This window comes from Nocardioides bigeumensis, assembly GCF_039531755.1.
Taxonomy (GTDB): Bacteria; Actinomycetota; Actinomycetes; order Propionibacteriales; family Nocardioidaceae; genus Nocardioides; species Nocardioides bigeumensis.
Genome location: NZ_BAAAQQ010000013.1, coordinates 814387 through 837837, shown reverse-complemented (window position 1 = coordinate 837837; position 23451 = coordinate 814387). Strand labels below are relative to the sequence as shown.

Genomic DNA, 23451 nt, shown 5'->3' with positions numbered 1-23451 from the left:
ACAACAGCACAGCCCCGGCATCCGGTGCGGCTCAGACCGCTCGGACCTCGGCCAGCCGCCGCACGGCGTACTCGTCCTTCCAGCACACGGCGGCTTCCCAAGCGGCTGCTGCTTGCGCGGCGACGTCGTGCGCGTCGTCGTCGAGGCCGGCGGCGTTGTGGGGAAGGGCCAGGTCGAGGTCGGGCACGTCGACGTGGGCCTCGTCCCAGTCGATCATCGTGACGCGGTCTGCGGTCACCAGGACGTTGCCGGGGTTGGCGGGATTGCCGTGCACCACGCAGGTCTGGCGTCCGACGAGACGTGCCCACGCCGCCCGGCAGCGGGCCACCGCCTCGGGCGGCATCGCGTCGAGGGCGACCTTCGTCCCGGTCGTGGTGTGCAGCAGGTCGGTCGACGATCGCCAGCCCGGCCGTTGCGGCCAGCCCTGGGTCAGCGTGTGCAGCCGGCGAAGCGTGTCGGCCACGCGCCTCCAGTCGCTCTCCGTGGTCGGCGGCTCGCCCTCGACGTACGTCATCACCACCAGGCCGTCAGCGAAGAGCCGCCCGTCCGAGGTGGGGATCGGCACCGGCACCGGCAGACCCTCCCGGTCGAGGTGGCGCAGGAGCTCGGTCTCCCAATGGAGATCGGCGTCGCTCCTGGATCCCGAACGGGCGACCACGAGACGCCCGTCGAGGCGCACGCTCCACACGTCGTTCGCGCTTCCGCCGACGAGCGGTTCGACGCGGACGACGTCGTCGCCCCACCGGTCCAGCGACTCCCAGCCCACGCGCGACATCGTCGCAGAGCGCCGGGGCGACCCTCGCCCGGCTACTCGCGCGGGCGGACCAAACCGTGCTCGTAGGCCAGCACGACGGCCTGGACGCGGTCACGCAGCCCCAGCTTGGCGAGCACGCGGGCGACGTGGGTCTTGACCGTCTGGACGCTGACGAAGAGCTCCTCGGCGATCTCGGCGTTGGACCTTCCCCGAGCGACGAGGACAAGCACCTCTGCCTCGCGGTCGGTGAGCGACTCGTAGCCGCGCGGCGGTCCGCTACGGCCCGCCCGCGTGAACTCCTCGATCAGGCGCCGCGTGATGCTCGGTGCGAGCAGCTCTTCACCGCGGGCGATGGCTCGCACGCCGGCGACGAGCTGCTGACTCGGTGCGTCCTTGAGCAGGAACCCGCTCGCGCCGGCGGTCAGGGAGTCGTACACCAGCTGCGACCGGTCGAACGTCGTCAGCATGACGATGCGCGGATCTCCTTGGCTCGCGGCGATCCGCCGGGTCGCTTCGATGCCGTCGAGGCCGGGCATGCGGATGTCCATCAGCACGACCTGTGGTCGCAGCGCGCGGGCAAGCTCCACTGCCTCGTGCCCGTCCGCCGCCTCTCCCACCACCTGGAAGTCCTCCTCGGCCTCCAAGATCATGCGCAGGCCGGTGCGGACCAGCTCTTGGTCGTCGGCCAGCAGTATCGACGTCATCGCCGCTCCTGAGGGATGAGCGCGGCGACCCGGAAGCCGCCTGCCTCCCGCTGCCCCCATTCGAGCTTGCCTCCCGTGGTCTCGAGGGTCTCGGCGAGCCCTCGCAAGCCCGTGCCGGTCCCCGTCAGGGTCGCTCCCTCGGAAGTGCCGTCGTCGACGACCTCGATGGACAGGTCGTTCCCGCTTCGGTGGACGCGCACGGACGCCGACGCTCCGGGTGCGTGCCGGGCGACATTGACGATGGCTTCCCGGATGACCCGGTGCGCGAGAGCGGCCGCCGGGCCCGATCCTGCCTCGTCGGCGCTGACGTGGAGATCAACGCCGACCCGCCTGCCCAGTGCCGCTATGCGCGACCGGTCGAGCGGATTCTCCGCACTCTCCATGGCTTCCAGTCCCTCGCGCAGCTCGACCAGACTCCTCTCGGCCACGGTGGCCACCACCTGCAGCGCCTCGTCCTGCCTGCCGCCGACCCGCTGCTGTGCCCCGGCCTGCAGGCACACGACCGTCATCGCGTGAGCCACCGTGTCGTGCAGCTCGCTGGCAAGGGCTTCACGCTCCCGCGCCACCGCGAGCCGTACGGCGGCGCCGCGACCCGACTCGAGCGCAGCGACCACGTCCTCGGTCTGTCGCACGCGCTCCTGCCAGCCTGCGGTGATGCGCCCGACGGCGACGGCTCCCACGGTCCAGAACAGGATGATCCACTCGTCGTCCCCACCCGCGGCCTCGGAGCTCGGGCCCGAGACCCACTCCATCGCCACCGTTCCCGATGCGCCGATCACCCAGCCGAGGATCCACCACCAGCGACGGCACCACGCGCCGACGCCGTACAACATGACGGTGAGCAGCGCGACGCCGGTGACCGTCGCAGGGACCGGCGTGAGGAAGGCGCTCAGCACGACTCCGGCGGCCGCCGAGGCGGCGGTCGCCGCGATCGGGTGACTCCGACGCGCAACCAGCGGGGCCGCCACCGCCAGCGCGGCCAGGGCGTTGGCCCACGCGGGGCCGCGTGCGTCCGAGCTGACCGTTGTCTCGACCGCCATCGCGATGCCCAGACCCGCGGGAACCAGCACGTCGAGCACGGTCGGTCCGAGTGCTGGGCGCGCTGGGACCGCCGACGGGGTCGGGGGCGGTGCGTCGGAGGCACGCATGGAGCCGAGCGCGTCCCGCAGACGGTCGAGGACGGAACGCGCTTCACTCTCGATGGCCGCCAAGGCGGTGACGTCCGCCGCCCGCCGCGCTCCCTCGGCGCGGATCGCGATCGCCGCGATCTGCTCGGCGATCCCGGCGTGGACCTCTGCGATGACCCTGCTCTGCTCGTCGAGCCGGGCCGCCGCCACGTCGATTCGTTCGAGCTCCTCCAGCTCAGCCTGCAGTCGCCGCAACCGGCGTACCTGACGCGCTCGCCTGGTCACCGCCGCCCCGGCTGCCGCAGGCCCACCGACGACGACGAGGAAGAAGACCATGTCGTCGATCCAGTGGTAGAGGTCGCCACGAGCCTGATTGACCGCGACGAGGATCGCGGCGGCTCCGACAACGCCGGCCACGGACCATCTCCTTGGCAGCCAAGCGCCGGCTGCGTACCCGCCGATGACCGGCAGCAGCACCATCAACGGGCCGCCGACGTACCAGTCCCACCCGCGGGCCACCGCGGCAACGGGTGCCAGAACTGCCGTCAACAGGAGCGCGATCGCGACAGCCGAGCGGGGCATGCATCGAGACTAGAGGCCGAGAAGTCGTCGCACGTCACTCTCGAGAGGGACGCACTCCGCCCGACGGATCGCCATCGTTGGAGCATGAAATCTCGACACATCGCACTGGTGGCCGCGGTCGCCGCCGCCAGCACCTGGACGGCCAAGGCTGTCGCCATCGGAATCGCCGGCGGTCTCGGCAAGAGCGCGCTCGAAGGGCCGTTCTTCTTCGCCGGTCTCGTCTTCTTCGTCGTTGCGGTCGTCGCCCTCGGCGTCGCCGTCACCGGCCGCGCAAACATCTGGCTGCGCCTCGCTGCGGGGGTGTGTGCCTTCGTCGTGGGGATCGCCGCCACTCTCGTCGTCGACGCGACAGTCGCAGCCTTGGCGTCGTCGGCCCCGGACCGGCACTGGGTGTGGGCTGAGCTCAACCTGTGGGTCGTCGCGCTCGTCGCGCTGGCTGTCGCCGTTGCCCTCAACCGCCAGCGCTTGACGCGAACCTCACTGGCGTGATGGACACGGTGCACCGGCGTCTGTCATCTCGCAGTCGCGTACGCCTCCGCGAGCCAGGCGCGTGCGGCAAAGCGATGGACAGCACTGCGGGAGCGTCGTTGTCGACGTACTGTCCCGGGCGCCAGACGTAGGCGAAGCCCCTGCGGTGCCGGAAGGCGACCTGGCTCCTGGTCACGACGACGGACACGCCACCGACGGCCTTCGAGCCGTCGACCGCCAACCAGGTCGGGTCGACGTCACCGAGCCGCCAGCTCAGCGTCCGCCAGGCGTCACGCACCACACTCCTGGCACCCACGACCGTCAAGCCGTCGAAGCCCTGGAGCGCCCTCATCGCGGTCACCACGGAGTCGGGGCTGCCGGCCACCGGCAAGGTGACGGTGACCTACGGGTCGACCACGACGACGGTCACCCTGGTCCTCGGTGTCGCCATCGTCCCGGTCAACGGGCTCAAGGCCGGTACGTACACGCTCACGAGCAGCTACCAGGGCAACGCGACCACCGAGGGCTCCTCGGCGAACGCGCAGGTGGTCGTCAAGAAGTGAGCACCTGCGGTCGTGTCGGCGCTGGCGGCTAACGTCGCGCGCATGGCGATCGAGCTTCCCGAGCTCCTCGTGGCCGACCCCGCTGGACTGCGGGCGTGGCTCGAGGAGCACCACGCGACGTCGCCCGGCGTACGCCTGGTGCTGACCAAGAAGGGCGGCGCGGACACCACCGTGACCTGGGCGAGCGCCGTCGAGGAGCTGCTGTGCTTCGGCTGGATCGACGGGCAGGCAGGCAAGCGCGACGAGGGCAGCTACACCGTGCGCGTCACGCCGCGACGCCCCAAGGGCGCGTGGTCCCTGCGCAACGTCGCGCTGGTCGCGAAGCTCGAGGAGCAGGGCCGGATGACCGAAGCGGGCCGGGCCGCCGTCGAGGCCGCTCGCGCCGACGGCCGCTGGGACGCGGCGTACGCCGGGCCGGCGACCCGGCAGGCACCCGACGACCTCGCCGCGGCGATCGCGGCGGAGCCCGACGCCCAGGCCATGTACGACGTGCTCACGAGCGCCAACCGGTTCGCGGTGATCCACCGTGTCGAGAGCATGAAGCGCGCGGAGAGCCGGGCCCGCAAGATCGCCGAGATGGTCGCCATGCTGGCGCGTGGCGAGACGCCGCACCCGCAGAAGGCCGGTCACCCTCGACCGGCGCTCGGCGACGCCCACTAAGGTCGGTCCATGACCAAGTGGGAGTACCTGACGGCGCCGATCCTGACGCACGCTGCGAAGCAGATCCTCGACAACTTCGGCTCCGACGGGTGGGAGCTGGTGCAGATCGCGCCGGGCATGAACCCGGAGAACCTGGTCGGTTACTTCAAGCGTCCCCTGGAGGGCTGAGAGATGACGTCCCCTGAAGACAAGCTGGCCGAGCTCGGCATCACCGTCCCCGACGTGGTGCCGCCGGTGGCGGTCTACCAGCCCGCCGTGCGTGACGGCGACCGCGTGTTCACGTCCGGTCAGCTGCCCATGAAGGACGGCCAGCTGATGACGCCGGGCAAGGTCGGCGGGGCCGTGTCGGAGGAAGACGGGTACGCCGCCGCCCGGCAGTGCGCCCTCAACGCCCTGGCCGCCATCAAGACGCAGGTCGGTGAGCTCTCCGACATCAAGCGCATCGTCAAGGTCGTCGTCTTCGTCGCCTCCACTCCCGACTTCACGGGGCAGCCCAAGATCGCCAACGGCGCCTCGGAGTTCCTCGGTGAGGTGTTCGGCGACGCCGGCGTGCACGCCCGGTCGGCGGTGGGGGTCGCAGCGCTGCCGCTCGACGCGCCCGTCGAGGTCGAGCTGATCGTCGCCGTTTGACGTCCCGTCCCGTGCGCCCGCCGCTGCCGCCGGGTCTGGTCGCCAAGGCGCGTGAGTACGCCGCCGGGCGGCGGGAGCCCGCCGAGCCGCGGGACGCCGCGACCGTGGTGCTCCTACGGCCCGGCCAGGACGGGCCGCAGGTCTACCTCTTGCGCCGGCAGACCTCGATGGCCTTCGCCGGCGGCATGTGCGTCTTTCCCGGGGGCGGTGTCGACGCTCGTGACTTCGACGCCTCGGTGGCCTGGGCGGGACCGTCTCGCGACGAGTGGGCGCAGCGGCTCGGCGCCGACGCGTCGATGGCCGGCGCCCTCGTCTGTGCCGCGGTGCGCGAGACCTTCGAGGAGTCCGGCGTGCTGCTCGCCGGGCCGTCGCCAGACGCGGTCGTCGCCGACACCACCGGTGACGACTGGGAGGCCGACCGGGTCGCCCTGGAGTCGCGCGAGCTGTCGCTGACCGACTTCCTCGCCGGACGGGGCCTCGTCCTGCGCACCGACCTCCTCGGGGCGTGGAGCGCCTGGACGACGCCGGAGTTCGAGCCGCGGCGGTTCCGCACCTGGTTCTTCGTGGCCGAGCTCCCTGCCGGGCAACGCACCCGCGACGTGTCGAGCGAGTCCGACGAAGTCACCTGGCTGACCCCCGACCGGGCCTTGGACCTCAGCGACGCCGGCACCATCGGGTTGATGCCACCGACGTACCTCACCCTCCTCGACCTCTCGACCCACCCCGAGCCCCGAGCCGTGCTCGACTCCTCCCACGACCGGGTGGTCGAGATGTTCATGCCGACGCTGGTCGACGGGGAGGCGCCGTACCTCTCGACGCCGCCGGAGTACGACGCCCGCCTGGCGGCCCGGCAGCAAGCATGACCAGCACGAGCGGGGACGCCTGGACCGGGGGCACGTTCGGCACGGTCGCCACCTGCGTGCTCGCCGACAACGCCGGCCCGATGACGCTCGACGGCACCAACACCTGGGTGCTGCGCGCGCCCGGCCCCGTCGATGCAGTGCGTTCGGTCGTGGTCGACCCCGGCCCGTCGTCGGAGGCCCACCTGGCTGCGGTCGCCGAGGCGGCCGGTGGCCCCGGGCACGTGGCCACGGTACTGCTGACCCACCACCACCTCGACCACTCCGAGGGGGCGCGACGCTTCGCCGAGCTCGTCGGCTGCGGCGTGCGGGCCCTCGACCCGGCGTACCGGCTCGGCACCGAGGGTCTTCACGACGGCGACGTGGTCGCGGTCGACGGCCTGGAGCTGGCGGTGGTGGGGACGCCGGGGCACACCGCCGACTCGTTGTCGTTCGTGGTGCGCGCCGACGCCCCGGACCGCGCGGTGCTCACCGGCGACACGGTCCTCGGCCGCGGCACCACCGTGGTCGCCCACCCCGACGGCAAGCTCGGCGCCTACCTCGACTCCCTCGACCGTCTCCACGCGCTGGCCGAGGCCCACGAGGTCGACGTGGTCTGGCCGGGCCACGGCCCGGTGCTGGGCGACGCCCTCGCCGTCCTCGACCACTACCTCGCGCACCGCCGTCAGCGGCTCGAGCAGGTGCGCGAGGCGCTCCGCACGCTCGACGTCCCGGCAGATCCCGCCCACCACCCGGAGGACCTGCCGCGCGCCGTCGTCGAGCTCGTGTACGCCGACGTCGACCCGGTCCTCTGGGGCGCCGCCGAGCTGTCGGTCCGAGCCCAGCTCGACTACCTGCGTGGTTGAGTTGGCTCCCCGGGCCTTTCGAGTTGGCCCTCCGGGCCTTTCGAGTTGGCCCTCCGGGCCCCGTCCGCTGGCACTTGTCCCGGCCTAGATCAGCCGACGAGGAGCTGGCGCAGCTGACGGGTCCAGGCGTTGGCCGCCGCCTCCGAGAAGGAGGCCTTCGTGAGCACGATGATCGTCCACCCCCGGGCGCGAAGCCAGGCTCGCCTCGCGGCGTCCCGGGCTCGGTCCTCTGTCGAGCTGTGGTGGGCCTCGCCGTCGTACTCGATCGCGATCCGGGCTCTTGGATAGGCCAGGTCCAGACGGTACGTCGCGACGCCGTCGACCAGCACCCAGTGCTGCGGGACCGGCGCGGGGAGGTTTCGGTCGATGATCTCGAGCCGGGCCCACGACTCGCCCGACGACTCCGAGCGCGCGTCGACGAGACCGGCGAGCTCGCGCGCCTGCACCACCCCGCGACGTCGGAAGTAGCGGACCAGCAGCCGGTTGAGGTCGGCGGCGTCGAAGCCGTGCAGACGGGCCAGGGCGTCGGCAGCCGCCAACGCCTCCCGGCGCGGCAGCGCGCACAGGAGGTCCGCCGCCGTCCTCAGCGGCGTCGTGACCCGGACGCCGCCGACGGTCATCATGTCCTCCGGCCGCAGGTCCCGGGTGCGGCCGAGGACCTCGACGCGCTGCGTCGGCTCGCGCCCGGGAAGCACGCAGCTCTCGATCGGAGGCATCGCGTCGAGCTCGGCGTACCGCAGGCAGTCGACCCCGTGGATCCACGCCCTGACCAGCTCGCTGAGCTCGACGGACGCGGCGAGGTAGACGCCCCGAAGGGGACGCCGCACCTCGCGCATGGCGACCGCGCGCCTCAGCTGCTTGCGGGTCAGCCCGGAGGTCGCGGCCGTGAAGGGTGTCGAGGGCAGCGCGTACATGCCCTGCTTCTGACCCCGGCGGAGCGGTTCTACACCGTGACGTCTGCGGCCTGTGGACAACAGTGCCGCGAGGGCCAAGTCGAGGGGCCGCGAGGGCCAAGTCGAGGGGCCGCGAGGGCCAAGTCAGCGAGCTCGGCGGGCCAGTCTCTCGACGTCCATGATCACGACGGACCGCGGCTCCAGCCGCAGCCAGCCGCGCGAGGCGAAGTCGGCCAGCGCCTTGTTGACGGTCTCGCGAGAGGCGCCGACGAGCTGGGCGAGCTCTTCCTGGGTGAGGTCGTGGTGCACGTGCACCCCGTCGTCGGCGGTGCGGCCGAAGCGGTCGGCTAGGTCGAGCAGGGCCTTGGCGACCCGGCCGGGCACGTCGGAGAAGACCAGGTCGGCGTTGACGTCGTTGGCCTTGCGGAGCCGACCGGCGATCTGGGCGAGCAGCCCGCGCGCGACGGTGGGGCGGCCCTCGAGCCAGCGCAAGAGGTCCTCGTGGGAGAGCGAGGCGAAGACGGTGTCGGTGACGGCGGTGACGGTCGCCGACCGGGGGCCGGGGTCGAAGAGCGAGAGCTCGCCGAACATCTGACCGGGACCGAGGATCGCCAGGAGGTTCTCACGGCCGTCGGAGGAGGTGCGGCCGAGCTTCACCTTGCCCTCGGTGACGATGTAGAGCTTGTCTCCGGAGTCGCCCTCGTGGAAGAGCACCTCGCCGCGGCGCAGCCTGGCCTCGCCCATCGAGGCGCCAAGCGCGGTCGCGGCCTCGTCGTCGAGGGCGCTGAAGAGCGTCGCCTGACGGAGAACGGTGGTGTCCACGCCGGATCCTCCACATCTTCGATGATCGTCGCGCTGATCTTAGCCAGTGGTTTGGATCACAGGTCACCGGACTTCGTTCCTGGCGACGAGGGGGTACGTCGGGGGCGGCCCGTACGCTGGCACCGTGCCCAGGAAAGCCGCCCAGACTGCCCCCAAGAAGGCAGCACCGGCACCCGTCGCACCCCCCACGACCCTCGTGCGCCGGGCCCGCAAGATCGACCGCGTCCTGGGGGAGACCTACCCCGACGCCAGGTGCGAGCTCGACTTCGACGACGCCTTCCAGCTCCTGGTCGTCACCGTGCTGAGCGCGCAGACGACCGACAAGCGGGTCAACGCGGTCCGTCCGACCCTGTTCTCGGCGTACCCCACCCCCGCCGCGCTGGCGGCCGCCGACCGCGCCTCGCTCGAGGGCATCATCGGCCCGCTCGGTTTCTTCCGGGCCAAGACCGAGGCGCTGCTCAAGCTGAGCGCCGCGCTGGTCGAGCGCTACGACGGCGAGGTGCCGCGCACCCTCGACCAGCTGGTCACCCTGCCGGGAGTCGGCCGCAAGACCGCCAACGTGGTGCTGGGCAACGCCTTCGGCATCCCCGGCATCACCGTCGACACGCACTTCGGCCGGTTGAGCCGACGGTTCGGCTTCACCGACGAGACCGACCCGGTCAAGGCCGAGCACGCCGTGGGGGCGTTGTTCCCCAAGAAGGACTGGGTCATGCTCAGCCACCACCTGATCTGGCACGGCCGCCGCTGCTGCCACGCCCAGAAGCCCGCGTGCGGTGCCTGCCCGGTGGCACGGTGGTGCCCGGCGTACGGCGAGGGGCCGACCGACCCGGTCGAGGCCGCCAAGCTGCTGCGCACGGAGGGCCGCGCGTGAGAGCAGTCGTCGCGGCGGTGGCGACGGGGAGCCTGCTGCTCTCCGGGTGCACGATGACCGGCGACCGGCAGCCGCTGCCCGACCTCGCGCTGCCCGAGGTCGACGGCGACAAGACGGTCGGGCTGCGCAGCCTCGAGGGTCCGATGCTGGTCAACCTCTGGGCCTCGTGGTGCACGAGCTGCCGGCACGAGATGCCGCTCCTCGAGCAGTTCCACCAGAAGCACGGCGACGAGGTCGCCGTGGTCGGCATCGACTTCCAGGAGACCAATCTCGGCAGCGCGGAGGACCTCGTCGCCGAGACCGGGGTGACCTACCGGCTGCTGCTCGACGAGGTCGGCGACCTCAACGGCGCCGAGCCCCTGCCCCACGTCCAGGCGCTCCCCATCCAGGTGTACGTCGACGAGGACGGCGAGGTCGCCTACATCGCCTACCAGGCGTTCGAGTCCGTCGACGAGATCGAGGCGTCCGTCAACGAGCACCTCGGGACCGACCTGTGAGCGAGCCGGCCGCAGTGCCCGGGCTGCCCGGCTGGCTGCGGCCGGTCGCCGACGGGGCGGCCGGGATCTCGGCGGGTGAGCTGTCCCGCTTCGTGCCGCCGCCCGGCAGTGACGCGCGCCGTGGCGCCGTCCTGATGCTCTTCGGCGGTGAGACCCGGGAGGAGGGCTACCTCCTGCTCACCGAGCGCGCCCACCACATGCGGTCCCACCCCGGCCAGGTGTCGTTCCCCGGCGGTTCGGTCGACGGCGACGAGACCCACGTGGAGGCCGCCCTGCGTGAGGCGTGGGAGGAGACCGGTCTCGACCCGACCGGCGTCCACGTGTTCGCCGAGCTGCCCGAGCTGTGGCTGCCGCCCAGCAACTTCGCGGTGACCACGGTGCTCGGCTGGTGGCACGAGCCGACCCCCGTCGACGTGGTCGACCCGGACGAGGTGCACGCCGTGATCGTCGCGCCGATCGAGGAGCTGCTCGATCCCGCCCACCGCTTCACGGTCCGCTCGCCGCGCGGCGAGTGGACCACGCCCGCCTTCATGATCGGACCCGACAAGGACGTCGTCCTCTGGGGCTTCACTGCCGGGATCATCACCCGCCTCTTCGACTTCCTGGGCTGGACCAGGCAGTGGGACGCCAGCGAGGTGCGTGACGTCCCGGCCTACATGCTGCAAGGTGTGGACCGCCCCCTGCCGCCGCCCCGTCCCGCCCCCGAGACCTGACCCGCGCACACCCGAGGACCCGAATGAACCTCTTGGACTGGTTGCTGGTCCTGGTGGTTCTCGCCTACGCGTTGTCGGGCTACTGGCAAGGTTTCGTGACGGGCGCGTTCGCGACCGCCGGCCTGCTGCTGGGCGGCCTGTTCGGCATCTGGCTGGCGCCGCTGGCGCTGGGTGACGCAGACCCGTCGCTGTGGGTCTCTCTCGGTGCGCTGTTCATCGTGATCGTCTCGGCGAGCATCGGCCAGGCGCTCCTGCAGTACGCCGGCGCGCGCATCCGCGACTCGATCACCTGGCAGCCGATCCGGGCCGTCGACGCGGTGGGCGGCGCGGTGCTGAGCGCTCTCGCGGTGCTGCTGGTGGCCTGGGCCCTGGGGGTGGCGATCTCGGGCTCGCGGCTGGGCGGCGTGACCCCGTTGGTGCGCGAGTCCGCCGTGCTGGCCCGGGTGGACGCCTCCCTGCCCAACGGCTCGGCCCAGCTGCTGCGGGCGTTCGACAACGTGGTCGGGACGACGTTCTTCCCCCGCTACCTCGAGCCGTTCGCGCCCGAGCGGATCGTCGAGGTCTCGCCCGGCCCGCAGCGCCTGCTCACCGACCCCGACGTCGAGGCCGCGGAGGCCAGCGTGCTCAAGGTGCGCAGCACCAACAGCTGCGGGCGCGGGGTCGAGGGCAGCGGCTTCCTCTACGCCGACGACCGGCTCCTCACCAATGCCCACGTCGTCGCGGGTGTCGACCGGCCGGAGGTGATCATCGACGACAGCACCGTCGAGGCGCGCGTGGTCCTCTACGACTCCCAGCTGGACGTGGCCGTGCTCGCCCTCGACGACGGGGATCGGCCGGTGCTGCGCATCGACCGCGAGACCGCCGAGCCCAAGCAGGGGTTGGCGATCCTCGGCTACCCCCAGGACGGGCCCTACGACGTCGGGACCGGCCGGATCCGGTCGGTGCAGCGGCTGCGCTCGCCCGACATCTACGGCGACGGCTCGGTGCTGCGCGAGGTCTACTCGCTGCGCGGTGAGATCCGCCCCGGCAACTCGGGTGGGCCGGTCGTGTCGTCGGGCGGCGACGTGCTCGGCATGGTGTTCGCGGCGTCCGTGACCGACGCCGAGACCGGCTACGCCCTCACGTCCGACCAGATCGCGGAGAGCGCCGCGATCGGGCTGACCAGCAGCGACCCGGTCGACACCGGCGAGTGCGTGTCCTGACGCGTCAGCCGCGCTTGCTCAGCGCCCGCTTGGTCTCCTGCGCCTGCTCGATGGCGCGCTCCGGCGGGCGCACCTGCCGGACCTTGCGGTAGCCGACGAACCCGAGCAGGGCGGCGACCAGGAGGTAGAAGCCGAAGACGATGAGGAAGGCCCAGTGCAGGTCGAGGCCGGAGCCGTTCCAGTGGATGAAGAAGGCCAGGGCGATCGAGAACATGATGATCGCCAGCAGGACGAGGAAGCCCGCCGCGGCGAAGAGCCCGAGACCGGCGCCGCCGGCCTTGACGCTGATCTTGAGCTCGGACTTGGCGAGCTGGATCTCCTTGTTGATCAGGGAGGAGATGTCACGGGTCGCGTCGGTGACGAGACGTCCGATCGTCGGATCGGTGTCCTTGACCGGTTCGATGGGCATGCTCGTCCTTCCTGCGCCTGGCGGGCCAGTTCGACCAGGCCGACCCTACCGTCGTACCCACCAGGGACAGGCTCGCACCCCAGGTGAGCCGGGCAAGCCGAAAAGAGGCGCCCTAGCAGCTGCGGCGCACCTCGGCGTCGCAGCGGTCGCGGCCCCCGCCCCCGAGGGCCGTGTCGCGGCCCGCACCACCGAGCAGCACGTCGTCGCGATTGGTGCCGACCAGGCGGTCACTGCCCGGGCCGCCGCGGGCGAGCGAGCGACGCTTGCCCTGCCGGACGATCATCCGCAGCGACAGCTCGACGACGTCACGGCCACCACCTGCCGACACAGAGGAGCGGTACGCCGCGACCCGGATCGTCTCGGGGCGGTTCGTGCCGCGCACCTGAGCGACCGTGGCGCTGACCTCGGCGACCTCGAACCCGCGCACCTGAGCGTTGACCTTGCGGTGGCGGTAGGTCGTCCGCAGCCGGGCGCGCAGATCGACCTCCGCCGTGTCCCAGACCGAGACCCGCAGCGTGTCGTCGCCGGGCCCACCCAGCACCCGGCCGCTCGGGAACAGCCGTCCCGAGTTGGACACCACGTCGTCGCCACCGCCGAGGTCGACACGTTGACGGCCCTCACCCAGCCAGAGGGTCTCGTCCACCGACGACCCGGTGAAGCGCAGCCGGCTCTTGCGGAACTCGTGGAGCTCGAACTCCTCGAACCCCGTCCACTGGAGGTACGCCGCGCCGTCGACCCACGACCGTCCCGCGCGGTTGTCGAACGTCACCCGCCCGGGTGCCACCGGCTCCGCGGGCGGGTCGACGAGGTCCAGCGAAGACGGCCGCAGCACGTCGACACCCGTGCCGCCGTCGAGCAGCCCGCCCGGAGCGGTGCCGGTGCCGGCGTACACGACCGAGTCGTCGCCGGGACCGAGGTCGACGACGTCGGGGTTGGGGTACCCGCGCGCACCGGTGATGAGCGAGTCGTCGCCGCCACCCAGCCGCAGCTCGTCGGCCTCGACGTCGCCGTCCGGTCCTCCCGAGGGGTCACCGGCGTTGACGAGCTCGCCCTCGGCGCCGCCGTGCACCACGTCCCGGCCGCTGCCAGGCAGGATCGTGAGCGAGCTGTAGGGGTGGGTCACCAGGTTGACGATCGTGTCGTCACCGGGGCCGCCGAACACGACGAACGTGGTCACGTCACCGACGGGACCAGGGGCTGCCGGACCGTCGACCAGGCAGATCACGTCGCTCCCGCCGAGGGCGTCGACCCCTCCGGTCGAACCACGGGGCACGACGATCACGTCGTCGCCCTCTGTGCCGCGGACCGAGGTGTTGGCGACGGCGGTGATCGTGGCCTCACTGCCGAGACAGACCTCAACGGCACCGGACGCGGGCGGCGGCACGAGCATGCCGAGGACAAGGCCCGACAGGATCAGCGCCCGGGTCCCCCCGGACCGTGTGTGGGCCACGGAGCGAGGGTAGTGGGCTCAGGGCGGCTCAGTCGTCCGACGCCCCCGTGCCTTCCTTCTGCTTGATCAGGTCCATCACCGTCGAGTCGGCAAGGGTGGTGACGTCGCCGACCTCGCGGTGCTCGGCGACGTCGCGCAGGAGGCGTCGCATGATCTTGCCCGACCGCGTCTTGGGCAGCTCGGGCACGATCATGATCTGCCGCGGCTTGGCGATCGCGCCGATCTCCTTGGCGACGTGCTGGCGCAGCTCCTGGACGAGCTCCTCGCCCTCGCCCTCCTCGTCCGCCTCCTCGACGGCGGACTCGCGCAGGATCACGAACGCGACGACGGCCTGACCGGTCATGTCGTCGGTGGCGCCCACGACGGCCGCCTCGGCGACCTTGGGGTGCGAGACAAGGGCCGACTCGATCTCGGTCGTGGACAGGCGGTGGCCCGAGACGTTCATGACGTCGTCCACGCGGCCGAGCATCCAGAGGTCGCCGTCGTCGTCCTTCTTGGCGCCGTCGCCGGCGAAGTAGAAGCCCTGTTCGGCGTACTTGGCCCAGTAGGTCTCCTTGAACCTCTCGTCGTCGCCCCACAGCGTGCGGAGCATCGCCGGCCACGGCTCGGTGAGCACGAGGTAGCCGCCCGACCCGTTGGGCACCGACTCGCCCGCCTCGGTCACCACGTCGGCCGAGACGCCCGGCAGCGCCTTCATCGCCGACCCCGGCTTTCCGGCGGTCACGCCCGGCAGCGGTGAGATCATGATCTGGCCGGTCTCGGTCTGCCACCAGGTGTCGACGACGGGGACCTTCCCTGCGCCGATCGTCTCGCGGTACCAGATGTAGGCCTCCGGGTTGATCGGCTCGCCCACCGAGCCCAGCACGCGGATCGACGACAGGTCGAACTTCCCGGGGTGCTCGTCGCCCCACTTCATGAACGTCCGGATCGCGGTCGGCGCGGTGTAGAAGATGGTGACGCCGTACTTCTCGACGATCTCCCACCAGCGGCCCTTGTGCGGGCTGTCGGGCGTGCCTTCGTACATCACCTGCGTCGCGCCGTTGGCCAGCGGCCCGTAGACCAGGTAGGAGTGCCCCGTCACCCACCCCACGTCGGCGGTGCACCAGTAGACGTCGGTCCCGGGCTTGAGGTCGAAGACGCTCCAGTGGGTGTAGGCCGTGCCCGTGAGGTAGCCGCCGGTCGTGTGCAGGATGCCCTTGGGCTTGCCGGTGGTCCCCGAGGTGTACATGACGTACAGCGGGTGCTCGCTGTCGTGCTGCTCGGCCTCGTGCTCGGAGGACGCGGAGGCGACGACGTCGTGCCACCACACGTCGCGGTCGTCGTCCCAGCCCGACTCGCCCAGGTCCTGGCCGGTACGCCGGACCACGAGCACCTTCTCGACGGTCTGCCCGTTCTCCGCGGCCTTCTCGCAGGCTTCGTCGACGGCGGGCTTGAGCGCCGAGGGGTTGCCGCGGCGGTAGCCGCCGTCGGCGGTGACGACGACCTTGGCCTGGCAGTCGGCGATGCGCGTGGCCAGCGCGTCGGCCGAGAAGCCTCCGAAGACCACGGTGTGCGGCGCGCCGAGCCGCGCGCACGCAAGCATGGCGACCACGGTCTCCGGGATCATCGGCATGTAGATCGCGACCCGGTCGCCCTTGCGCACCCCGAGCTCGGTGAGCGCGTTGGCGGCCCGGCACACCTCGTCCTTGAGGTCGGCGTAGGTCAGGTCGCGGGTGTCACCCTCCGGCTCACCCACCCAGTGCAGCGCGACCTTGTCGCCGTCGCCGGCGGCGACGTGCCGGTCGACGCAGTTGACCGCGGCGTTGAGGGTGCCGCCCACGAACCACTTCGCGAAGGGCGGGTCGGACCAGTCGAGCACCTCGTCCCACTTCTGGCCCCAGTCGAGACGCTCGGCCGCCTCGGCCCAGAACGCCAGCCGGTCGGCCGCCGCCCGGTCGTAGGCCTCGGCCTTGACGTTGGCGTCGGCCGCGAGCTCGGCCGGGGGCTCGAACCTCCGGTTCTCGCTCATCAGGTTGGAGAGGGTCTCGCTGTCAGGCATGCGTGCTCCTGGGGGCGTACGACTCGAGGACGGGCTGTCCTTCGAACCTATCGCGGCCAGGTTGTCCGAAGGTTGCCCGTATGGGGGCCACGCTAGCCCGACCGAACGGCCGCTCCTCCCTCCCCAAGGGGGTGCGGCCCTGGCTCGCGCGACCGCTGGCTCCGGTTTTGCCGGCGATCGCAGCCGAATGGCGGATTCTTTACAGAAACTGATCTAGACCAGCACGCAGAGCGTTCGGCGGCAAACCTATAGTTGACCCGCCGACAGGCAGTTGAGAGCGCCGGGGGGCTAACTCCAACAGATCGTCGTCGTGGTGAGGCTCGAACTCACCGCGGCGGCGATTCTCATTTCGGCCGGTGGTCGAGGAGGTTGCGCAGCAACCAAAGTCACGAGACCCGGTGCGTCGCCCGCCCGTCTCACCTGAAGTCGATCAGCAGCACGTCGCTGTCGCCGCCGTCGGTCGGCGGCCCCGACTCCTCGAGGTCGTCGCCGTCGGTTCGTCCGGCCAGCCGGTCCACGACCGGCGCGCGGAAGCAGTGCGTGACGTAGGGCAGCTGCATGCCGTCGTACCCCCGCCCGAAGTCGTCGTAGAACTCGAGGACCGCCGCCAGCTTCGCCTCGCGCTCGTCGTCGGGCAACGTCGACACGTTGGACCGGGACAGCACCAGGTCGACGAGGGAGTCGCGGTTGATCTCCTGCCAGTGCTTGAACGTCTTGTGCTCCGTGGGTTCGAAGCAGCCGGAGTCCGCGATCACCCCGGCCGGCTCGGAGAGCTGCTCCTGGGTGCCGATGAGGTCGCCGAGCCGGCGTACCCAGGGGATCCTGTCGTCGCGGTGGTTCCAGACGAGGGCGAGGGCGCCGCCCGGCTTGAGCACCCGGGCGATCTCGGGCAGCGCGACCTCGTGGTCGAACCAGTGGAACGCCTGCGCCGCGATCACGACATCGACCGAGCGGTCGCCGGCAGGGAGGTCCTCCGCCGAGGCCAGGGCGGTCCGCGCGCCTCTCACGTTGGCCTCCAGGCGTTCCAGCATCTGCTCGTCGGGCTCGGTCGCCAAGACGTCGTGCCCCTGCGCGACCAGCTCGGCCGTCAGCTTTCCGGTGCCGGCACCGAGCTCCAGCACGGTCGCCGCCTCGCGACCGACCAGCCAGCGCACCGCGTCGGCGGGGTAGGTGGGCCGGCCGCGTTCGTACGCCGCCGCCACGGCACCGAACGAATTCGCCCAGCGCTGACCCTGGGTCGGCTCCTGCTCGTCCATGACCTCGCACGCTACCTGTCGATCGGACGTCGTCCGATCAGTCCGCCTAACCTGTGCCGGTGACCTCACGACCTGACGGCCCGCTCGGCCGCCTCGCCGCCCTCGAGGGCGTCGGGTCGGGGTACGCCGCCGCGCGCGACGGGATCGACGTGGTCCTGCGTGACCGCGGGCTCCGCCGGACCACCCCGGGGACGACCGCGGAGTCGCTGCTGCGGGGCGCGCACGCGAACGCGGTGCTGGCCGGGTCGGCCTCCACGCTGGAGGAGGTGCGGTCCGGCGCCGGTGACGCGGTCGCGCAGGACGCCCTCAGGGTCTCGACCCACCTGCTCTCGCTCGCGCCGATGCTGCGCAGGCAGCCGCTCCAGGCGCTGGCCCGGCTGCACGCGCTGGCCGCGGCGACCGGCGCCGTCGAGCTTGCGGGACGCCCGGCCGACGCGGCCGGCGCCGAGCGCCTGCAGTCGCTCGGCTCCCTGCTCGCGGACCCTGCTGCGGGCCCGGCGCTCCTCGTCGCCGCCGTGGTGCACGCCGAGCTCGCGACGTCGGGGGCGTTCGGCAGCCACGAGGGGATCGTGGCGCGGTCCGCCGAGCGGCTGGTGCTCGTGGCGCGAGGCGTGGACGAGAAGTCGCTGGTCGTCCCGGAGGCCGCGCACCTGTCGCTGCGGGCGGCGTACGAGTCGAACCTGCGCGGCTACCGCGACGGCGGGCCGGCCGGGGTGCATGCGTGGCTGCTCTACACGGCGGAGGCCTACACGTTGAGCGCCGAGCTCAGCCCGGTGCTGTCCGGGAGCGGACATGCGGACGGCATCCGATTCGCAGGGGATCCGGATGCCGCCGCTGACACGTGACGCCGATGGCTACCAGGCGTGCATCTCTCAAGTTGTGGCCCCGGGAGCTTCCCGTTGACCAGCGCCCTGTAGGAAGGGTGGATCGCCGCGTGGGTACCCGGCTCACGTGCTCGCTCTTCACTTCTTGCTCTCGTTTGTACGCCGATCCAGGGGCACCTTCAAGGGTTGACTTCGCCCGCCGGGTGTGGGTCCGCGTGTCGTGTCCGCAGACCGGTCACGTGGTGGGGCGGCGCCGGCGTACACCGGCCCACACGACCCCACCCACCGCGACCGCGCCACCCACGGCGAGGGCGGTCAGTGTCGGCCGCGAGGGCAGCGTGACCCGAGACCTGAGGGCCACCGGCTTGCTGAAGACCAGGATCGGCCACCCCCGGGACACCGCGACCTTGCGCAGCTCCTTGTCGGGGTTGACCGCGTGTGGGTGGCCGACCACCTCGAGCATGTGCACGTCGGTGATGGAGTCGCTGTAGGCGTAGGAGTCGTCGAGGTCGTACCCCGTCTCCTCGGCAAGCGCGACGATCGCGCGTGCCTTCTCCTCGGCGTAGGCGTAGTAGTCGATCTCGCCGGTGTAGCGGCCGTCGACGATCTCCAGCCGGGTCGCGATGACCAGGTCGGCACCGAGCATGTCTGCGATGGGTCCGACGACCTCGGCGCCGGACGCCGAGACGACGACGACGTTGCGGCCCGCGAGCTTGTGTTCCTCGATGAGCGAGACCGCCTCGTCGAAGACCAGGGGGTCGACGATGTTGTGGAGGGTGTCGGCGACGATCTCGCGCACGGTCGCGACGTCCCAGCCGGCGACCAGCTGCGACATGAACTGCCGCATCTTCTCCATCTGGTCGTGGTCGGCGCCGCCGACGAAGAAGACGAACTGCGCGTACGCCGAGCGCAGCAACGCCCCGCGGGAGATGAGGCCGCCGGCCTGGAAGGGCTTGCTGAAGGCCAACGAGCTCGACTTGGCGATGATCGTCTTGTCGAGGTCGAAGAAGGCCGCGCCCGTCGTGGTCCTCAGCTGATCGTCCGCGGCCACGCCCGCCATCGTAGGAGAGCGAGGGTGCTGCTGCGGGGACGCAGTGGCGAGGCGGCCCGCTCCGCGTCCACAAGAGGGCCGGTCGCCGAGTCGTCCACAGTCGCGCCGACGGTGGCTCCTGGATGAGGGCGAGCTGCGACAGCGTGCCGTCATGGGCACTCCGCTGGTCGTCACCACCGACCCTTCGCTGTCCGACTCCGTCCTGCGGCTGGCCGCCGCTGCCGGAGTCGGCACCGAGGTCTGCGAGGGCGTCGCGCAGGCCCTGGCGCGGTGGTCGGCCGCGTCGGTGGTCCTGGTCGGCGCCGACCTGGCGCCGGCGCTGGCCGCGTTGCGCCCTCCCCGGCGCGACGCCGTGCACGTGCTGGTCCGCGACACGGCGCCGCCCAGCGACCTCTTCGGGCTGGCGCTCACCCTCGGCGCCGAGTCGGTGGCCGAGCTGCCGCGCTCGGAGGCCTGGCTGGTGGAGCTGCTCACCGACGCGGGTGACCACGCGCCGGCCCGCGGGCTGACCGTCGGGATCGTGGGCGGTTCGGGCGGGGCGGGAGCCACCACCTTCGCGTGCGCGCTCGGCCAGGTGGCCTCCCGCTCCGGCCACGCCCTCGTGCTCGACCTCGACCCGCACGGCCCGGGTCTCGATCGCGTCCTGGGGCTCGACCTCCAGGAGGGCATCCGCTGGGACGCCCTCCAGCAGACCACCGGCCGGCTCAGCTCGAGGTCGCTGCACGACGCGGTCCCGCGCCGCGCCGGTCTCGGGGTGCTCACCTGGGCGCCTGGCCAGGTCGGCAGCCTGCAGGCGTTCGCGGCCCGGGAGGCGATGTCGGCTGCCCGGCGCGGTCACGACGTCGTCGTGGTCGACCTGCCCCGCGCGGCCGACCCCGTCGTCGACGAGCTGGTGTCACGGTGCGACCTCCTGGTCGTGGTGACGGTCCCGACGATCACGGGGGTGTCGTCGGCGGCGCGGCAGGTCCGCCGGATGCGGCGCCTCGGGCCGGCGCGGTTGCTGGTCCGCGGTGACGGCCTACCCGTGGGAGAGATCGAGCGGGCCACCGGCGTCCCCGGGGCGTTGTGGATGCGCGACCAGCGGCGGCTCGCCGAGTCGATCGACCTGGGCCTCGGGCCGGTGCGCTCGTCACGCGGTCCGTTGGCGCTCGCGGCAGCGGAGGTGCTCGACCTGTTGGCGACCCCGGGCCTCGCGGCATGAGCGGCGCAGGCCGCTCACCGATGGGACCGGGCGACGTGCGCGACGCCGTCGAGTCGGTCCGCTTGCGGCTCAGCAGAGAGCCCGGTGAGCTGACCCCGGCCCGGGTCGCGATGGCCCTGCGGCAAGAGGGGCGGCCGGTCGGCGACGCCACTGTGCTGGCAGTCCTCGACGCGTTGCGCGGCGAGGTGGTGGGAGCGGGGCTGCTCGAGCCGCTGGTCACTGCGCCGGGCGTGACCGACGTGCTGGTCAACGGTCCCCATCACGTCTACGTCGACCGCGGCGACGGACTCGAGCGTGTCGACGTTGCCTTCGCCGACGACGATGCCGTACGCCGCCTGGCCCAACGTCTCGCCGCCGCCGGTGGGCGCCGGCTCGACGACGCCACCCCGTTCGTCGACGTGCGCCTGCGTGACGGCACCCGCCTGCACGCGGTCCTGGCCCCGGTCGCCCGACGCGGCACCTGCCTGTCGTTGCGAGTGCCCAGCCGCCGCTCATTCGGCATCGACGACCTGGTCGCGTCGGGATCGGTGCCGCAGTCGGGTGCCCGGCTGCTCAGGGACCTGGTGAAGGCACGTCTCGCGTTCCTGGTGAGCGGCGGCACCGGCTCGGGCAAGACCACGCTGCTCGCCACCCTGCTCGGTCTGGTCGATCCCGCCGAGCGGCTGGTGCTGGTGGAGGACTCGGCCGAGCTGGACCCCGACCACGCGCACGTGGTCACCCTCGAGGCGCGCCCGCCCAACGTGGAGTCCGCGGGGGAGGTGTCCGTCCGCGACCTGGTGCGTCAGGCCCTCCGGATGCGTCCTGACCGGCTCGTGGTGGGCGAGGTCCGGGGCGCCGAGGTGACCGATCTCCTCGCCGCGCTCAACACCGGCCACGAGGGCGGCTGCGGCACCGTCCACGCCAACTCGGCGGCCGACGTGCCCGCCAGGATCGAGGCGCTCGCGCTCGCAGCGGGGCTTCCACGGGCCGCTGCGCACAGCCAGTTCGCCGCCGCGCTCGACTGCGTCATCCACCTGGACCGGGGCCGGGACGGACAGCGGCGGCTGCGCGAGGTGGCGGTCCCGCTGCGTGGCGACGACGGCCTGGTGTCCATGCAGACCGCCGTGGTGTTCGAAGGCTCCCGGAGCAGAGCCGGGCCGGCGGCCGACGTCCTCGGCGTCCGGCTCGAACGGTGAGTCTCGCCGGACTGGCGGCGCTCGCCGCGGTGGCAGCGGTCTGGCTCGCTTGGCCGCCGCCGGCGACCGGGAGCGGACCGAGCCGGGGTTCGTCAGCTCGGTACGGCGCATCACGCGTGCGACGTCTGGCCTGTGGCGGTGCTGGCCTGCTGGCCGGGACGGCGCTCCTCCCGGGTGCTGCCGTGGTGCTCGCCGGCATCGGGCTCGCCGCGGGGTGGATCGGCACCGGCCTCTGGAGACGCCGCTCAGCCCGGTTGGCGATGGTCCTCGCCGCCGCGGAGGTCCGCGAGACCTGCGAGCTGTTGGGCGCCGAGCTGTCCGCCGGCCTGCCGCCGGGGTCGGCGTTGCAGCGCGCGGCCGAGTGTTGTGCGGCACTGCGCCCGGTGGCGGAGGCGTTCGCGCTCGGTGGCGACGTGCCCGGTGCGCTCAGGGCGGCGGCGACGGAGCCGGGCCGCCGTGACCTGGCGTTGCTGGCCGCAGGGTGGCAGGTCGCCCACCGCAGCGGTGCCGGGCTGGCCGACACCGTCGAGCGCGTCGCGGGACGCCTGCGCGCCGAGGAGCAGACCGCCCGGATGGTCGCCGGTGAGCTGGCGTCGGCGCGGGCCACTGCTCGACTGGTCGCTGCGCTGCCGGTCGCCGCGCTCACGCTCGGCGCCGGCACGGGTGGCTCGCCCTGGGAGTTCCTGTTGACGACGACACCCGGCCTCGCCTGCCTGGCAGGAGGTCTCAGCCTCGGTCTCGCCGGCCTCTGGTGGATCGAGGTCCTGACCGGGGACGCCACATGACCGCGTGGACCGTGCTCGCCTCCCTCACGGCGGCGTGCGCGGGCGCGCTGGCCGCGCCAGGGCCGGTCGGGCCACCCCGCCGCCCGTGGGTGGCCGACCCAGGCCGCGACGACGTCCGAACGCCGGAGCGGGGTCTGGCGCACGTTCTTGCCTGGCCGCTCAGCCTGGCAGCCGGCCTGGGTGCGACCGTGTTCCTCGGCGGTGGGGCAGGCCTGGTCGCCGGTCCCGTCGTCGTCGCCCTGTGCCTGCGCGCGGTCCGGCGCAGCGAGGACCCGCACGCTCGACGCCGACGCGAGGAGGCGGCGGCGCAGCTGCCGCACCTCGTGCTCCTGCTCGGGTCCGTGCTGCGCGGCGGCGCACCGCCCGAGTCGGCCGTGCTCGTCGTGGCCGCCGCGCTCCCCGGCGCGGCGGCCGAGCGCCTCGACGGGGTGCGAGCCAGGCTCGCCCTGGGGCTCGATCCCGTCTCCGTCTGGGAGGCACTCGGGGACGACCCGGTGCTGGCCCCGCTCGGCCGGACCCTCGCGAGGGCCAGCCGCTCGGGTGCTCCGGTCGCCGAGGCCGTCGAACGGCTCGCCCGGGATCTCGCCGATCGCCACCGAGCCGAGCGCGAGGACCGGGCCCGCGCGGTCGGCGTCCGGGCCGCGCTGCCGTTGGGCCTGTGCCTGCTGCCGTCCTTCCTGCTGCTGGGCATCGTGCCGCTGGTCGCCGGCCTGTTTGCCGAGGTGACGCGCTGAACGACGGCCCCGGCCACGTCCACAGGACCGGGCTGCGCGCGGCTCTCCACAGCGGGCCGCTCCGGGCAACGTCCGCGTCCGCGGACTGATCCAGGCTCGTCTCCAGGACGGGCGCCCGACCCGTCCGGACTGGGAGACACCATGCGTCATGGAGCTACTGATCGATCCCGACGGGTGCTCGACGAGCGGGGGATCACGACCGCGGAGTACGCCGTCGGCACGGCTGCCGGGGCCGGGTTGGCCGGGCTGCTCTACAAGATGCTCACCGGAGGTTTCGGCGACACGTTGCTGACCACGCTCTTCGACCACGTGCTCGACCTGCTCGGGATCGGCTGAC

Annotated in this window: 28 protein-coding genes; 17 read left to right on the top strand and 11 right to left on the bottom strand. The window is 72.4% G+C overall.

Annotated elements, in window-relative coordinates; genetic code table 11:
- Positions 1–31: 31 nt before the first annotated feature.
- From ABD295_RS18225 to ABD295_RS18215, 3 genes are read right to left on the bottom strand one after another with little or no spacing between them, the layout of a single operon-like run.
- Positions 32–775, bottom strand: coding sequence for a phosphotransferase enzyme family protein (locus ABD295_RS18225; RefSeq protein WP_344305235.1), 744 nt, complete (start codon positions 773–775; stop codon positions 32–34).
- A gap of 32 nt (positions 776–807) precedes the next feature.
- Positions 808–1458 carry a response regulator gene (locus ABD295_RS18220; RefSeq protein ID WP_344305234.1) on the bottom strand — a complete coding sequence of 217 codons (651 nt, stop codon included), beginning with the start codon at positions 1456–1458 and terminating at the stop codon, positions 808–810.
- On the bottom strand, positions 1455–3167 hold the full coding sequence (locus ABD295_RS18215) for a sensor histidine kinase (protein ID WP_344305233.1): 1713 nt from the start codon (positions 3165–3167) through the stop codon (positions 1455–1457). The genes ABD295_RS18220 and ABD295_RS18215 overlap by 4 nt, the downstream gene beginning before the upstream one ends.
- An 84-nt stretch (positions 3168–3251) precedes the next feature.
- On the opposite strand from ABD295_RS18215, the gene ABD295_RS18210 reads away from it, so the two are divergent.
- Positions 3252–3656: a hypothetical protein gene (locus ABD295_RS18210; protein WP_344305232.1), complete on the top strand. Its 405-nt coding sequence runs from the start codon at positions 3252–3254 to the stop codon at positions 3654–3656.
- Here ABD295_RS18210 and ABD295_RS18205 read toward each other — a convergent pair.
- Entirely contained in the window at positions 3619–4020 is a 402-nt protein-coding gene (locus tag ABD295_RS18205) for a hypothetical protein (RefSeq protein WP_344305231.1), read from the bottom strand. The two genes, ABD295_RS18210 and ABD295_RS18205, sit on opposite strands and share 38 nt — an antisense overlap.
- Between ABD295_RS18205 and ABD295_RS18200 the strand changes: the two genes are divergently transcribed.
- Genes ABD295_RS18200 through ABD295_RS18175 form a run of 6 tightly spaced genes read left to right on the top strand, consistent with a single transcriptional unit; the run spans position 3941 to position 7193 of the window.
- Entirely contained in the window at positions 3941–4198 is a 258-nt protein-coding gene (locus ABD295_RS18200) for an Ig-like domain repeat protein (RefSeq protein ID WP_344305473.1), read from the top strand. The two genes, ABD295_RS18205 and ABD295_RS18200, sit on opposite strands and share 80 nt — an antisense overlap.
- 42 nt (positions 4199–4240) lie before the next feature.
- A complete protein-coding gene (locus tag ABD295_RS18195; protein ID WP_344305230.1) occupies positions 4241–4858 on the top strand; it encodes a YdeI/OmpD-associated family protein in 618 nt (205 codons plus the stop codon).
- Between the two features lie 9 nt (positions 4859–4867).
- Positions 4868–5026, top strand: coding sequence for a Sp36 family protein (sp36, locus tag ABD295_RS18190; RefSeq protein ID WP_167880347.1), 159 nt, complete (start codon positions 4868–4870; stop codon positions 5024–5026).
- Between the two features lie 3 nt (positions 5027–5029).
- A complete protein-coding gene (locus ABD295_RS18185; RefSeq protein ID WP_344305229.1) occupies positions 5030–5488 on the top strand; it encodes a RidA family protein in 459 nt (152 codons plus the stop codon).
- A complete protein-coding gene (locus ABD295_RS18180) occupies positions 5485–6351 on the top strand; it encodes an NUDIX hydrolase (protein ID WP_344305228.1) in 867 nt (288 codons plus the stop codon). The genes ABD295_RS18185 and ABD295_RS18180 overlap by 4 nt, the downstream gene beginning before the upstream one ends.
- Entirely contained in the window at positions 6348–7193 is an 846-nt protein-coding gene (locus ABD295_RS18175; protein WP_344305227.1) for an MBL fold metallo-hydrolase, read from the top strand. The genes ABD295_RS18180 and ABD295_RS18175 overlap by 4 nt, the downstream gene beginning before the upstream one ends.
- A gap of 89 nt (positions 7194–7282) precedes the next feature.
- On the opposite strand, the gene ABD295_RS18170 is transcribed toward ABD295_RS18175, so the two are convergent.
- Positions 7283–8107 (bottom strand): DUF559 domain-containing protein, encoded by an 825-nt coding sequence (locus ABD295_RS18170; RefSeq protein ID WP_344305226.1) that lies wholly within the window; start codon positions 8105–8107, stop codon positions 7283–7285.
- 123 nt (positions 8108–8230) lie between these two features.
- The gene (locus ABD295_RS18165) at positions 8231–8908 is read right to left on the bottom strand and encodes a Crp/Fnr family transcriptional regulator (protein ID WP_344305225.1); all 678 of its coding nucleotides are present in this window, start codon (positions 8906–8908) and stop codon (positions 8231–8233) included.
- A 124-nt stretch (positions 8909–9032) separates the two neighbouring features.
- Here ABD295_RS18165 and nth point away from each other — a divergent pair, with 124 nt between their 5' ends.
- The 4 genes from nth to ABD295_RS18145 are packed head-to-tail and all read left to right on the top strand — an operon-like array spanning position 9033 to position 12191.
- Entirely contained in the window at positions 9033–9779 is a 747-nt protein-coding gene (nth, locus tag ABD295_RS18160) for an endonuclease III (RefSeq protein ID WP_425574121.1), read from the top strand.
- Positions 9776–10276: a TlpA family protein disulfide reductase gene (locus tag ABD295_RS18155; protein WP_344305224.1), complete on the top strand. Its 501-nt coding sequence runs from the start codon at positions 9776–9778 to the stop codon at positions 10274–10276. The genes nth and ABD295_RS18155 overlap by 4 nt, the downstream gene beginning before the upstream one ends.
- Positions 10273–10989, top strand: coding sequence for an NUDIX hydrolase (locus ABD295_RS18150; RefSeq protein ID WP_344305223.1), 717 nt, complete (start codon positions 10273–10275; stop codon positions 10987–10989). Before ABD295_RS18155 ends, ABD295_RS18150 begins: the two co-directional genes overlap by 4 nt.
- 23 nt (positions 10990–11012) lie before the next feature.
- Complete coding sequence (locus ABD295_RS18145) at positions 11013–12191, top strand: MarP family serine protease (protein ID WP_344305222.1); 1179 nt, start codon at positions 11013–11015, stop codon at positions 12189–12191.
- Between the two features lie 4 nt (positions 12192–12195).
- Here the strand turns inward: ABD295_RS18145 and ABD295_RS18140 are convergent, their stop codons facing one another.
- The 4 genes from ABD295_RS18140 to ABD295_RS18125 all read right to left on the bottom strand — a co-directional run bounded on the left by ABD295_RS18140 (position 12196) and on the right by ABD295_RS18125 (position 17344).
- Entirely contained in the window at positions 12196–12600 is a 405-nt protein-coding gene (locus tag ABD295_RS18140) for a phage holin family protein (protein ID WP_344305221.1), read from the bottom strand.
- Between the two features lie 112 nt (positions 12601–12712).
- Positions 12713–14050, bottom strand: a complete 1338-nt coding sequence (locus tag ABD295_RS18135) for a hypothetical protein (RefSeq protein WP_344305220.1) — start codon at positions 14048–14050, stop codon at positions 12713–12715.
- Between the two features lie 28 nt (positions 14051–14078).
- Positions 14079–16088 carry an acetate--CoA ligase gene (gene acs, locus ABD295_RS18130; protein WP_344305219.1) on the bottom strand — a complete coding sequence of 670 codons (2010 nt, stop codon included), beginning with the start codon at positions 16086–16088 and terminating at the stop codon, positions 14079–14081.
- Positions 16089–16504: 416 nt separating this feature from the next.
- Positions 16505–17344, bottom strand: a complete 840-nt coding sequence (locus ABD295_RS18125; RefSeq protein ID WP_344305218.1) for a class I SAM-dependent methyltransferase — start codon at positions 17342–17344, stop codon at positions 16505–16507.
- A gap of 59 nt (positions 17345–17403) precedes the next feature.
- On the opposite strand from ABD295_RS18125, the gene ABD295_RS18120 reads away from it, so the two are divergent.
- Entirely contained in the window at positions 17404–18189 is a 786-nt protein-coding gene (locus ABD295_RS18120) for an oxidoreductase (protein ID WP_344305217.1), read from the top strand.
- Between the two features lie 214 nt (positions 18190–18403).
- Here the strand turns inward: ABD295_RS18120 and ABD295_RS18115 are convergent, their stop codons facing one another.
- On the bottom strand, positions 18404–19219 hold the full coding sequence (locus ABD295_RS18115; protein WP_344305216.1) for an HAD family hydrolase: 816 nt from the start codon (positions 19217–19219) through the stop codon (positions 18404–18406).
- Positions 19220–19370: 151 nt separating this feature from the next.
- Between ABD295_RS18115 and ssd the strand changes: the two genes are divergently transcribed.
- From ssd to ABD295_RS18090, 5 genes are all read left to right on the top strand, one after another.
- Entirely contained in the window at positions 19371–20420 is a 1050-nt protein-coding gene (gene ssd, locus ABD295_RS18110) for a septum site-determining protein Ssd (RefSeq protein WP_344305215.1), read from the top strand.
- A complete protein-coding gene (locus ABD295_RS18105; protein WP_344305214.1) occupies positions 20417–21595 on the top strand; it encodes a TadA family conjugal transfer-associated ATPase in 1179 nt (392 codons plus the stop codon). Before ssd ends, ABD295_RS18105 begins: the two co-directional genes overlap by 4 nt.
- Before the next feature lie 116 nt (positions 21596–21711).
- Positions 21712–22380, top strand: coding sequence for a type II secretion system F family protein (locus ABD295_RS18100; protein WP_344305213.1), 669 nt, complete (start codon positions 21712–21714; stop codon positions 22378–22380).
- On the top strand, positions 22377–23114 hold the full coding sequence (locus tag ABD295_RS18095) for a type II secretion system F family protein (RefSeq protein WP_344305212.1): 738 nt from the start codon (positions 22377–22379) through the stop codon (positions 23112–23114). The genes ABD295_RS18100 and ABD295_RS18095 overlap by 4 nt, the downstream gene beginning before the upstream one ends.
- Positions 23115–23288: 174 nt before the next feature.
- Positions 23289–23450, top strand: a complete 162-nt coding sequence (locus ABD295_RS18090) for a DUF4244 domain-containing protein (protein ID WP_344305211.1) — start codon at positions 23289–23291, stop codon at positions 23448–23450.
- Position 23451 lies beyond the last annotated feature (1 nt).